This window comes from Streptomyces asoensis (assembly GCF_016860545.1).
Lineage (GTDB): Bacteria > Actinomycetota > Actinomycetes > Streptomycetales > Streptomycetaceae > Streptomyces > Streptomyces asoensis.
This window is the reverse complement of the sequence record NZ_BNEB01000003.1, coordinates 1930315-1942590: the sequence shown is the minus strand read 5'-3', so window position 1 is coordinate 1942590 and position 12276 is coordinate 1930315. Positions and strand designations below refer to the sequence as shown.

The window sequence follows — 12276 nt, the reverse complement described above, 5'->3', positions numbered from 1 at the left end:
GCGGGCTAGTTGGAGGCCAGGAGCTTCAGCTCGGGGTGGGCGGTGCCGCCGGCGATCGCGGTCGACGAGATGTGGGACATGACCCGCTCGTCCACCGGGTCGTTCGCCGGGTCGTCGTGCACGAGGAGGTGCTCGTACGTCGTGGCGCGCTGGGCCGGGACGCGGCCCGCCTTGCGGATCAGGTCGATGATCTCCAGGCGGTTGGAGCGGTGCTTGGCACCGGCCGAGGAGACGACGTTCTCCTCCAGCATGATCGAGCCGAGGTCGTCAGCGCCGTAGTGCAGGGACAGCTGGCCGACCTCCTTGCCCGTCGTCAGCCAGGAGCCCTGGATGTGGCGGACGTTGTCGAGGAACAGCCGGGCGATCGCGATCATCCGCAGGTACTCGAAGAGGGTCGCCTGCGTACGGCCCTTGAGGTGGTTGTTCTCGGGCTGGTACGTGTACGGGATGAAGGCCCGGAAGCCGCCCGTCCGGTCCTGCACGTCACGGATCATCCGCAGGTGCTCGATGCGCTCGGCGTTGGTCTCGCCGGTGCCCATCAGCATCGTGGACGTGGACTCGACGCCCAGGCCGTGCGCGATCTCCATGATCTCCAGCCAGCGCTCGCCGGACTCCTTGAGCGGGGCGATGGCCTTGCGCGGACGCGCGGGGAGCAGCTCGGCGCCCGCGCCGGCGAAGGAATCGAGCCCGGCGGCGTGGATCCGGGTGATGGCCTCCTCGACCGTCACCTTCGAGATCCGCGCCATGTGCTCGACCTCGGACGCGCCCAGCGAGTGGATGACCAGCTGGGGGAACGCCCCCTTGATGGCCGCGAAGTGCTTCTCGTAGTACTCCACGCCGTAGTCCGGGTGGTGCCCGCCCTGGAACATGATCTGCGTGCCGCCGAGCTCGACGGTCTCGGCGCACCGCCGCAGGATGTCGTCGAGATCGCGCGTCCAGCCCTTGGCGGTGTCCTTCGGAGCCGCGTAGAAGGCGCAGAACTTGCACGCCGTGACGCACACGTTCGTGTAGTTGATGTTCCGCTCGATGATGTACGTGGCGATGTGTTCGGTCCCCGCGTACAGCCGGCGGCGGACCGCGTCGGCGGCGGCGCCGAGCGCGTGCAGGGGCGCGTCGCGGTAGAGGTCGAGGGCCTCTTCGGGGGTGATCCGCCCGCCGGCCGCGGCGCGGTCGAGCACGGACTGGAGGTCGGCCTTCTCGGGCACCGGAGCGTCCCTTCGTCAGGGGTGGGGGGCGGGCCGAACCAGCCTACGCCAGCCGTCCCGGCACCCGGACGTCAGGCCGCGTACGCGCCGATCAGCAGCCCGGCGAGGGTCCCGGCGAGCATGAACGGCCCGAACGCGACGACGGTCTTGCGGCCCGCCCTTCCCGCGACGGCCAGGGCGCCGCCGTACAGCGCGCCGAGCAGGAACGCGGCGAACGTGCCCAGCATGAGCGTCGGCCAGCCGTACCAGCCGAGGACGGCGCCCGCCGGGAGCGCCAGCTTCACGTCGCCGAACGCCATTCCGCCGGGGTTGAGCAGGTGCAGCACGAGATAGCCGGCGCCGAGGGCGAGCGCGCCCAGCAGGGCCGTCGTGAAGTCGCCCGCGTGCTCGGGCAGCAGCGCGGCCCCGGCCAGCAGGAGCAGGGCGGCTGCCGCGAGCGGGAGGGTGAGCGGATCCGGCAGCCTGCGCACCCTCAGATCGACGGCGCTCAGCAGCACCCCGGCCGGTGCGAGCAGCAGCCAGACGGCGAGTTCGGGCCGCACCCCGGTGGCGGCGGCGAGCGCGACGCACACGGCGGCGGTGAGGACGGCGAGACGCGGGGCGCCCGGCCCGTAGGAGGGGGCGCCCGCCCCGGCGCACCGCGGGCACCTCGCCCGCCCGAGCCACCCGCGGAGCGGATGCCCGGCCGGGCAGTGCGTCCGCCAGCCGTCGTCCCTCTCCTCCCACGGCACGCAGAAGCGGTGGACGGCCCGCGGCAGCAGCGCCCCCGCCAGGGCGCCCCACAGCGCGGCGAGGACGGCCGGTGCCAGGTCGGCGAGGAGCGCGGTCACCGGACCTTCGACATCCGGGCCACCGGATTGCCCTCCGCCGCGCTGTCCGAGGTGTACGTCAGGTCGTCGCCGGCCGGGGTGAGCCGGATCGTGTGGGCCTGCGGGTTGCAGCCGGAGTGATTGCTCTTCGCCCCGACCGAGGTGGCGACCACCGCGTCCGGCGTCACCTGCTTCAGTGTCAGGACGTCGACGCAGATCCCGCCGAGCACGTCGGTCTGGCGCAGTTCGCCGAGTTCGTCGCCCACGTCCGCCTGCCGGACCGTCACCCGGAACGTGCCCATCGGCAGCGTGCCGCCGAGGCCGCTGCCCTCGCCCTCCCAGGTGCCGACGTAGCGGGCGGGGAGCGCGGTGGACGCCGTCGGGGAGGCGGGGCCGGGAGTGGTCGCGCTCGCCGGGGCCGAGGCGGCCGGGCCGGAACGCGACCCGTCCGCCGGGGCGGAGGAGCGGGCGTCGCTGCCCGCGGCGTCCTGGCGCTCGCCGTCGCCCGGCAGCAGCTGGAACACCAGCACCGAGCCGACCGTGACCGCCGCCAGCGCGCCCGCGACCGCGAGCGCCACGGTGCAGCTCAGCCGCCGCCCCCGGCCGCCCTCGCCGGGGGCGGCGGCGGCCGCCACGGTGACGGAGACCTTGCCCGGCCGGTCGGGCGCCGCCGGTCCGGCGTCCCTCGGTCCGGGGACGTGGCCCGGCCGGTCCGCCGGCGTAGGCGCACCGCCGGCCTCTGCCGGTCCGGTACCCGCGGCGGTCGCCGGGCTCCCGTCCATCACCGGCGGCGGCCCGAACTCTCCCGGGCGCGCCGCGGGTCCGCCCGCCGTCACGGCGGCACTGCTGAAGCCCACCGGACCGGACGCCACCGGCTCCGCGGCCGGCCCGGCACCCGTCCCCTCCAGGTTCAGCAGCTGTACGGCGCTGCGCCCCAGCTGCTCCACCAGCGCACCCGGCAGCCAGCCGCCCGCGACCAGCCGGGCGGCTCCCCCCGGGGCGAGCCGCCGGGCCACCTCGGCGGGGGCCGGCCGGGCGGCCGGGTCCTTGGCGAGGCAGGCCTCGGTCACCGCCCGCAGGTCGCCCCGGAGCGCGCCGTCCGGATCGCCCAGCTCCGGCTGTTCGTGGACGACCTTGTAGAGGAGGGCGGCCGAGGAGTCCCCGGGGAACGGCGGCCGCCCGGTCGCCGCGAAGGCCAGGACCGCGCCGAGGGAGAACACGTCGGCCGCGCCGGAGGCGCCCCTGCCGAGGATCTGCTCGGGGGCCATGTAGCCGGGCGAGCCGACCGAGACGCCGGTGGAGGTGAGCGAGGCGGTGCCGTCGGTCGCCCGGGCGATACCGAAGTCGATCAGCAGCGGGCCGTCCACGGTCAGCAGGACGTTGGAGGGCTTCACGTCCCGGTGCACGAGGCCCAGTCCGTGCACGGTCGCCAGCGCCTCGGCGAGGCCCGCGCCCAGCGCCCGTACGGAAGGCTCGGGCAGCGGTCCGCCGGAGGAGACGGCCGCGGCCAGCGACGGACCCGCCGCGTAGCCCGTGGCGACCCAGGGCACCGCCGCCTCCGGGTCGGCGTCCAGCACCGGCGCGGTCCACGCGCCGCCGACCCGCCGCGCGGCCTCGACCTCGCGCCGGAAGCGGGCCCGGAACTCCTCGTCGAGCGCGAGGTGCGGGTGCACGATCTTGACGGCGACCGTGCGGCCGCCGGCGCTGCGTCCCAGGTAGACGCGGCCCATCCCGCCGGAGCCGAGCCGGCCGAGCAGCCGGTAGGGCCCGACGGTCGTCGGTTCGTCGACTCCGAGCGGCTGCATGGACGTCCACCCTTCCCCCGAAAGGCGCCCGGCGGGGCCCCGTTGGACTCGGCAGCAGCGTAGTGCCGTTGCTAAGGGGTGAGCAGCTCGACTCTGACGTCCGCCGGGAAGCCGGTGGTGGGACCGACACGGCGGGCGAACTCGGTCACGGCCGCCAGCTGGGGTCCGCCGAAGCGGAAGTCGAGGGTGGTGAAGTACTGCTCCAGCACCCGCTCGTCGAACTCCTCCCAGCGGGCCGCCTGCTCGGCGACCTTGGCGACCTCTTCCAGGGAGAGGTTGCGGGACTCGATGAAGGCCTCGTGGACCTTGCGGGTGATGACCGGCTCGCGCTCCAGGTAGTCGCGGCGCGCCGCCCACACGGCGAAGACGAACGGCAGGCCGGTCCACTCCTTCCAGAGCGCCCCGAGGTCGTGCACCTGGAGACCGAACCTGGGCCCGTCCAGCAGGTTGGCCCGCAGCGCGGCGTCGCCGATGAGGACGGCCGCCTCGGCCTCCTGCATCATCAGGCTCAGGTCGGGCGGGCAGGTGTAGTAGTCGGGGCGGACGCCGAAGCGGTCGGCCAGCAGCAGCTGGGCCAGGCGCACGGAGGTCCGGGAGGTCGAGCCGAGGGCGACCCTGGCGCCGTCCAGCTCCTCCAGCGGGACCTGGGAGACGATCACGCAGGACATCACCGGGCCGTCGCAGCCGACGGCGATGTCGGGGAAGGCGACCAGGTCGTCGGCGTTCTTGAGGAACTCGACGAGGGTGACCGGCCCGATGTCGAGCTCGCCCCGGACCAGCCGCTCGCTGAGCTTCTCCGGGGTGTCCTTCGTCAGCTCGAAGTCGAGGAGGGTGCCGGTTCTCGCGAGCCCCCAGTAGAGGGGCAGGCAGTTGAGGAACTGGATGTGGCCGACGCGCGGCCGGGTGCGAGAATTGTCCACATCGCGAGGCTAGACCCCATCGGATACGGTGGGCACTCCACCCCCTCGGTCAAGACCTTCCACCGATCTTCAAACATCCGGGTGACGTGATCTTGACCTCTGTTGCTTTCGGCTGCCCGCATGCTAGGCTCGCCCGCAAGTTGCAGTTTGGTTTCCCTTGCAGTACAGAGCCTGCGGAGCATGTAACCGCGGGCTCTCGTCGTTTTCAGACGTATGCAGTTGTGCGGCACTTGCTTTCACGCTTGCAGGGTTCTGGAGCAGGGCAACCCTTTGGGCCCAAGGAGGGCTTATGGCTACCGGAACCGTGAAGTGGTTCAACGCCGAAAAGGGCTTTGGCTTCATCGCCCAGGAAGGCGGCGGCCCCGACGTCTTCGTCCACTACTCCGCGATCAACGCGCAGGGTTTCCGCTCGCTCGAGGAGAACCAGCAGGTCTCCTTCGACGTGACGCAGGGCCCGAAGGGTCCCCAGGCGGAGAACGTCACCCCCGTCTGATCTCCACACCCTGAGATCGCAAGTCTGAGAGCAGTACCCAAGGAGCCCCGTGCCGTACGGCACGGGGCTCCTGCCTTGGGTCCGCCGGGCACGGCCGGCCTGTCGGTGGGCACCGCTAGGGTCCCCGCCCATGACCGACACCACGGACACCACCCCCGGTTTCGTCACCGCCACCCGCACCTTCTACGACGCCGTCGCCGAGGACTACGCCGAGCAGTTCCGCGACGGGATCACCGCGAAGCCGCTGGACCGGGCGGTCCTCACGGCCTACGCCGAACTCGTCGGGCCCGGCGGCCGGGTCGCCGACCTCGGCTGCGGTCCCGGCCGCACGACGGGGTTCCTCGCCGCGCTGGGCCTGGAGATGTCCGGGGTCGACCTGTCGGAGTCGATGCTGGCGATCGCCCGGCGCGAGAACCCGGGGATCCCGTTCGCCCAGGGCTCCATGCTCGACCTGGACCTGCCCGACGGCGCCCTGGCGGGAGTCGTCTCGTACTACTCCTCCATCCACACCCCCGTGGAGGAGCTGCCCGCCCTCTTCACCGAGTTCTACCGGGTCCTCGCACCCGGCGGTCATCTCCTCCTCGGCTTCCAGGTCGGCGACGAGCCGCGGCACTACGACCGCCCCTGGGGCCGTCCGGTCGCCATCGACTTCGAACGCCGGCGCCCGGAGCGGATGGCCGCGCTGCTGACGGCGGCGGGCTTCGCGATGGTCTCGCGCACCGTGCGGGAGCCGGACACCGAAGGCGGCGAGGCGGTTCCGCAGGCCCTGCTGATCGCCCGCAGGCCGGCGAGGCCGCACGCCTAGGGCGCACCACGTGCGAGGGGTACCGGCCGGGGAGTTTGCGAGGATGGGGGGCATGGACATCGCTCGCAGGAACAACGTCACCGTCACCGGCGATCCGGGCGGGCGGACGGTGGTGCTGGCGCACGGGTTCGGCTGTGACCAGAACATGTGGCGGCTCACGGCGCCCGCCCTGGTCGCCGCGGGCCACCGCGTGGTGATGTTCGACTACGTCGGCTCCGGCCGCTCGGACCCGTCCGCCTTCTCGGCGCGGCGCTACGCCTCCCTCGAGGGCTACGCCCGCGACGTGGTGGAGATCTGCGAGGCGGCCGACCTGCGTGACGCGGTCTTCGTGGGGCACTCGGTGAGCGCGATGATCGGGGTGCTGGCCCTCGGCCGGGCTCCGGAGCGCATCGGGGCCCTCGTGATGGTGGCCCCCTCACCGCGTTACATCGACGACGAGGGCTACCGGGGTGGATTCAGTGCACAGGACATCGACGAGCTGCTGGACTCCCTGGAGTCCAACTACCTCGGCTGGTCGGCGGCGATGGCTCCGATGATCATGGGAAACCCCGAGCGCCCCGAACTCGGCGCCGAGCTGACGAACAGCTTCTGCGCCACCGACCCGGAGATGGCGCGGGTCTTCGCCCGGGCCACCTTCCTGTCGGACTCCAGGGACGACCTGAAGCGGGTGGACGTGCCGACGCTGGTGCTGGAGTGCACCCAGGACGCCATCGCGCCCCGGGAGGTCGGCGCCTTCGTCCACGGGGCGGTCCCCGGTTCGACCCTGATCACCCTCGACGCCACCGGGCACTGCCCGCACCTGTCCGCGCCCGAGGCCACCAACGCGGCGATCACCGGCTTCCTGGCAGGCCTGCGGTGATGAGCCGCACCGGGCAGCAGCCCGGACCGGGCGATCCGGGGGACGCCGACGGCCGCAGGACCTCGGACGCCGCGTTCGCCGCGCTGCTGGAGGACAGCGCCGAGGACCTGTACGAGAGCGCGCCCTGCGGATACCTGTCCACGCTGATGGACGGCACCATCGCGAAGATCAACGAAACGCTGCTGAACTGGCTCGGCCTGGAGCGGGAGGCGGTGGTCGGGCAGCTGCGCTTCACCGACCTGCTGACCGTGGGCGGCAAGCTCTACCACGAGACGCACTTCGCGCCGCTGCTGCGGATGCAGGGCCGGATCGGCGGCGTCGCCCTGGAGATGAGGCAGACCGGCGGTGACCGGATACCCGTGCTGGTCTCCTCCGTGGTCAAGCACGGCGACACCGGCGAGCCGCTGCTGATCCGCACCACCGTCTTCGACGCCCGCGACCGCCGGGCCTACGAGGCGGAGCTGCTGCGCGGCCGCAAGGAGGCCGAGGAGGCCCGCCGCCGGGCCGAGGCCGACCGCGCCAGGCTCCAGGAGGCGCTGGCCGTCCTCCAGCAGTCGCTGCTGCCCGCCGACCTGCCGCCGGTACCCGGCGTGGAGACGGCCGCCTACTACCACGCGGCCTCCCCCGACCGGCTCGGCGGCGACTTCTACGACGTCTTCCCCGTCGACGGCAAACGCTTCGCCTTCTTCCTCGGCGACGTGTGCGGCAAGGGGCCGCAGGCCGCCGCCGTCACCTCGCTGACCCGCTACACCCTGCGGGCCGCCGCACTGCACGACCCCGACCCGGTCGCCGCCCTGTCGACCCTCAACAAGGTGCTGCACGAGCGCTACTCCGGCGGCGGCGACCCGCGCTACTGCACGGCCGTCTTCGGCGTCCTCGAACCCGACCCCGGCACCGGGCAGACGGCCGTCCGGATCGCCTCGGGCGGCCACCCGCCGGCCCTCGTCCTGCGGGCCGGCGGCACGGCCGACTTCCTGCCCACGCCGGGCGGTCTGCTCGTCGGGGTGCTGCCCGAGGCGCGCTTCGTCGGCGCGACCACCGTCCTCGCTCCCGGGGACACGCTGCTGCTCTACACCGACGGCCTCACCGAGGCCCGCACCGGCGCGGACCGCGACAGCCTCTACGGGGACGAGGCCCTGCGGGAGTTCGTCACCCGGCACGCCGGTCGGAGCCCCCGGGACGTCGTCACCGCCCTGACCGGACTGCTGGCCGGCTTCGGCGACGGCCTCGACGACGACACCGCCCTGCTCGCCCTCGGGGTCCCCGCCGGCCAGGCCGCGGAGGGCACCCCGTGAACACCCTCGGCATCACCACCCGGGACACCCCGGCCGGCCCCGTCCTCGAGATCCTCGGCGACCTCGACTACGGCCACGCCGACCGGCTGCGCGAACTGCTGCCCACGATCGCCCTGCGGCCGGGCCAGCGCCTCGTCCTGGACCTGAGCGGCATGGAGTTCTGCGACTCCAGCGGCATCACCGCGCTGATCGCCACCCACCAGCACGCACACGCCGCCCAGGCCGACATCGCCCTCGCCGGGGTCCCGGCGAACACCCTGCGCATCCTGCGCATCGTCGGCCTGGACCAGATCTTCCCCCTGCACCCCGACAGCGACAGCGCCCTCCGGGACGGCCGGCCGAGCCGCTGACGACGGCCCCGGCCCGCGGGCCGGACACCGGCACGGCGGCAGCCACAGGAGCGCCGGACAGGAGTTCGGGAGCACGGACGGGTCCGTGTAGTAGTGGTCGTAGAACTCGATGCCGTTCACGAGCCGTATGTTCCCCGTCCGGGGGCCGCCGCGCGAGCCGTTCGCGCGGCGGCCGCCGTCATCGGGTCTCGTGCGCGTACAGCCCTTCCACCTGGTCCGCGAAGTCCCGCAGAACGACCTCCCGGCGGAGTTTCATCGACGGGGTGAGGTGGCCGGTGAGTTCGGAGAAATCGGTCGGCAGGACGGCGAAGCGGCGGATCGACTCCGGGCGGGACACCAGTTTGTTGGCCTCGTCGATCGCGCGCTGGAGCACGGCGTGCAGTTCGGGGTCGTCGACGAGCAGTTCCGCCGGGACCGGGTGCTTGCCGTTCATCTGGCGCCAGTGGGTGAGGCCGTCCGGGTCGAGGGTGAGCAGGACGGAGACGTAGGGGCGGCCGTCGCCGAGGACCATGGCCTGGGAGATCAGGGGGTGGGAGCGCAGCCAGTTCTCCAGCGGGGCGGGGGCGACGCTCTTGCCGCCCGCCGTGATGATCATTTCCTTCTTGCGGCCGGTGATCGTGAGGTAGCCCTCGTCGTCCAGTTCGCCGAGGTCGCCGGTGGGCAGCCAGCCGTCGGGGGCGGCGGGGACGACTCCTCCCGCCGCCGGGTCCCAGTAACCCCTCAGGACGTGTTCGCCGGCGATCAGGATCTCGCCGTCGGCGGCGATGCGGATCTTCGTGCCGGGCAGGGGCCAGCCGACGGTGCCCAGCCGGGGCTTGAGCGGCGGGGTGACCGTGGACGCGCCCGTCGTCTCGGTCAGGCCGTAGCCCTCGTAGATCTCGATGCCCGCGCCGAGGTAGAAGGCGGAGAGGCGGCGGCCCAGGGGGGAGCCGCCGCAGATGGCGTGCCGGACGCGGCCGCCCATGGCGCCGCGGATCCGGCGGTACACGAGCGGGTCGTAGAGGGCGCGGGCCGCGCGCAGGGTGGCCGCCGGGCCTGATCCGGTGCCGGTCTTGTGCGCCTCCACCGCCTCGCCGTAGCGGCGCGCGACGCCGGCCGCCCGGTCGAAGGAGGAGAGCTTGCCGCTCGCCTCCGCCTTCGCCCGGGCGGTGTTGAAGATCTTCTCCAGCATGTACGGGATGGCCAGCAGACAGGTGGGTCTGAAGGCCGCCAGGTCCGGGAGAAGTTCGTCGGCCTTGAGGCTCGGGGCGTGGCCGAGGCGGACGCGCGCGCGGACGCAGGCGATGGCGACCATCCGGCCGAAGACGTGGGACATGGGCAGGAAGAGCAGGACCGAGAGGTCCTCGCCCTCCGACTTGAAGACCGGGTAGAGGAGTTCGATCGCGTTGTCGACCTCGGCGAAGAAGTTGCCGTGGGTGAGCGCGCATCCCTTGGGGCGGCCCGTGGTGCCGGAGGTGTAGATGAGGGTGGCGAGCGTGTCGGGGACCAGCATCCCCCGGCGGATCTCCACCTCGGCGTCCGGGACGTGCTCGCCCGCCTCGATGAGCCGGTCCACGTGCCCCTTGTCCATGACCCACAGGTGCCGCAGGTCGGGCAGCCGGTCGAGTTCGGGGCCGAGGGTCGCGGCCTGGGCGGTGGCCTCGGTGACCAGGGCGACCGCGCCCGAGTCGTGCAGGATCCAGCGGGTCTGGAAGACGGAGGAGGTCGGGTAGATCGGCACGGTGACCAGGCCGGCCGCCCAGGCCGCGAAGTCGAGGAGCGTCCATTCGTAGGTCGTGCGGGCCATGATGGCGAGCCGGTCGCCGGGGACGAGCCCTTCCGCGATCAGTCCCTTGGCCACCGCGTGGACCTGGGCGGCGAAGCGTTCGGCCGTGATGTCCGTCCACTCGCCGTCCGGGCCCTTGCGGCTGAGGACCACCGCACCGGGGTCGGCGGCCGCGTTGTCGTAGGGCAGGTCGGCGAGCGAGCCGTAGGTGACCGGCCGCGCGAACGCCGGTACGGAGGCCTCCCGTACCGCGCCGTCCAGCCGTCGTGTCTCGGGTTCCACCAGGGCGGGGGGAGCGTCCGGGTCGGCGTACGCCGGACCGGCATCTGGATACGACGGCGTGGACACGGGCGGCTCCCTGGGCGTGCAGCGACGAAACTGCTTGCTGCATGACGTACGTGCCTCGCGCACCGAGGCGTTCAACCGGGATGCCCCCGAAGACAGGGGTTACCGCCGGTTAGGTAGGGGATCGTACGGCGCGCACGTGTGGGGCTTGTGCGTGTTCGGGAATGTTCCGGGGCTGGGGATGTGCAATCTCGGGGGTTATATGAGGAATCTTCAGGTTCGTTCGAGGATCGCGGTCACGCCCTGCCCGCCCGCCGCGCAGATCGAGATCAACCCGCGCGCGGGGCCCTCCCGTTCGGCGAGCAGCTTGGCCAGGGTGGCCACGATACGGGCGCCGGTCGCGGCGAAGGGGTGGCCGGTGGCGAGGGAGGAGCCCGCCACGTTCAGCCGGTCGCGGTCCACCGGCGCAAGCCCTCTCTTCTCCCAGGCCGCCAGGGTCGCCAGCACCTGGGAGGCGAAGGCCTCGTGGACCTCGACCAGGTCGAAGTCCTCGATGCCCAGACCGGCCCGCTCCAGCATCCGCGGGACGGCGTACGCGGGCGCCATCAGCAACCCGTCCTCGCCGCCCGCCACATCGCCGCGCACGAAGTCCACGGCCGCCGTCTCGTACGCCGTCAGGTAGGCGAGCGGTTCCAGGCCCCGCGCCTCGGCCCACTCCTCGGAGGCGAGGAGCACCACCGCCGCCCCGTCGGTGAGCGGTGTCGAATTGCCCGCCGTCATGGTCGGTTCGGGGCCGTCGGTGCCGAACACGGGCCTGAGCGCGGCCAGTTTCTCCACCGTGGAGTCCGGGCGCAGGTTCTGGTCGCGGTCCAGTCCGCGGAACGGGACGACCAGGTCGCCGAAGAAGCCGCGCTCGTACGCGGCCGCGAGGCGCTGATGGCTCGTGGCCGCCAGTTCGTCCTGGTCCGCGCGGCCGACGCCCCAGGCGCGGGCGGTGACCGCCGCGTGCTCGCCCATGGACAGACCGGTGCGCGGCTCGGCGTTGCGCGGGATCTCCGGGATCAGATGGGAGGGGCGGATCCGTGCGAGGGCGCCGAGGCGGGCGCCCGTGGACTTCGCCCGGCGGGCCTCCAGCAGGATCCTGCGCAGACGGTCGTTGACGCCGAGCGGGGCGTCGCTCGCGGTGTCGGCGCCGCCCGCGATCGCGGACTCGGTCTGACCGAGGGCGATCTTGTTGGCCGCGGCGACGACGGCCTGGAGACCCGTGCCGCAGGCCTGCTGTATGTCGTAGGCGGGGGTGCGGGCGTCGAGCCGGGAACCGAGGACGGTCTCCCGGGCGAGGTTGAAGTCACGGCTGTGCTTGAGGACGGCTCCGGCGACGAACTCGCCCACGACGCCGGGCACGTCGAGCGCGTAACGGTTCACGAGCCCGTTCACGGCCGCCGTCAGCATCTCCTGGTTGGAGGCGGTGGCGTAGGGACCGTCGGAACGGGCGAAGGGGATCCGGGTGCCCGCGACGATCGCCACGCGGCGCACGCGGGGCAGTTCCGGGCGGGGCTGCGGCGCCGCGCTCCCCGCGACTTTCAGATGGCTGGTGCGCCGGCTCGTCCGTGACGGCTCCGAGGTACTCATCTCGACCTGCTCCTCACCCGTGACCTAGACTTACCCACGGTAACCTTACTTCA

At 72.9% G+C, this 12276-nt stretch carries 11 protein-coding genes; 5 read left to right on the top strand and 6 right to left on the bottom strand.

From position 1 onward, the window contains the following. Positions 1–5 precede the first annotated feature (5 nt). The 4 genes from mqnC to Saso_RS21335 all read right to left on the bottom strand — a co-directional run bounded on the left by mqnC (position 6) and on the right by Saso_RS21335 (position 4739). Complete coding sequence (gene mqnC, locus Saso_RS21350) at positions 6–1205, bottom strand: cyclic dehypoxanthinyl futalosine synthase (RefSeq protein ID WP_189925449.1); 1200 nt, start codon at positions 1203–1205, stop codon at positions 6–8. Between the two features lie 71 nt (positions 1206–1276). Then, a complete protein-coding gene (locus tag Saso_RS21345; protein WP_229901428.1) occupies positions 1277–2035 on the bottom strand; it encodes a prepilin peptidase in 759 nt (252 codons plus the stop codon). Then, entirely contained in the window at positions 2032–3819 is a 1788-nt protein-coding gene (locus Saso_RS21340) for a serine/threonine-protein kinase (protein ID WP_189925450.1), read from the bottom strand. The genes Saso_RS21345 and Saso_RS21340 overlap by 4 nt, the downstream gene beginning before the upstream one ends. Positions 3820–3890: 71 nt before the next feature. Further along, positions 3891–4739, bottom strand: coding sequence for a menaquinone biosynthetic enzyme MqnA/MqnD family protein (locus Saso_RS21335; RefSeq protein WP_189925452.1), 849 nt, complete (start codon positions 4737–4739; stop codon positions 3891–3893). A 289-nt stretch (positions 4740–5028) separates the two neighbouring features. On the opposite strand from Saso_RS21335, the gene Saso_RS21330 reads away from it, so the two are divergent. From Saso_RS21330 to Saso_RS21310, 5 genes are all read left to right on the top strand, one after another. After that, entirely contained in the window at positions 5029–5232 is a 204-nt protein-coding gene (locus Saso_RS21330; RefSeq protein WP_003974443.1) for a cold-shock protein, read from the top strand. Between the two features lie 130 nt (positions 5233–5362). Then, the gene (locus Saso_RS21325; RefSeq protein WP_189925454.1) at positions 5363–6037 is read left to right on the top strand and encodes a class I SAM-dependent DNA methyltransferase; all 675 of its coding nucleotides are present in this window, start codon (positions 5363–5365) and stop codon (positions 6035–6037) included. A gap of 52 nt (positions 6038–6089) precedes the next feature. Continuing rightward, entirely contained in the window at positions 6090–6896 is an 807-nt protein-coding gene (locus Saso_RS21320; RefSeq protein WP_189925456.1) for an alpha/beta fold hydrolase, read from the top strand. Next, entirely contained in the window at positions 6896–8191 is a 1296-nt protein-coding gene (locus Saso_RS21315) for a PP2C family protein-serine/threonine phosphatase (RefSeq protein WP_189925458.1), read from the top strand. Before Saso_RS21320 ends, Saso_RS21315 begins: the two co-directional genes overlap by 1 nt. Beyond that, entirely contained in the window at positions 8188–8541 is a 354-nt protein-coding gene (locus Saso_RS21310) for an STAS domain-containing protein (RefSeq protein ID WP_189925460.1), read from the top strand. The genes Saso_RS21315 and Saso_RS21310 overlap by 4 nt, the downstream gene beginning before the upstream one ends. Positions 8542–8719: 178 nt before the next feature. Here Saso_RS21310 and Saso_RS21305 read toward each other — a convergent pair whose 3' ends face one another. Both Saso_RS21305 and Saso_RS21300 read right to left on the bottom strand, forming a co-directional pair. Then, positions 8720–10654, bottom strand: coding sequence for an AMP-dependent synthetase/ligase (locus Saso_RS21305; RefSeq protein ID WP_189925462.1), 1935 nt, complete (start codon positions 10652–10654; stop codon positions 8720–8722). Between the two features lie 210 nt (positions 10655–10864). After that, complete coding sequence (locus tag Saso_RS21300) at positions 10865–12223, bottom strand: acetyl-CoA C-acetyltransferase (protein WP_229901429.1); 1359 nt, start codon at positions 12221–12223, stop codon at positions 10865–10867. Between the last annotated feature and the right edge of the window lie 53 nt (positions 12224–12276).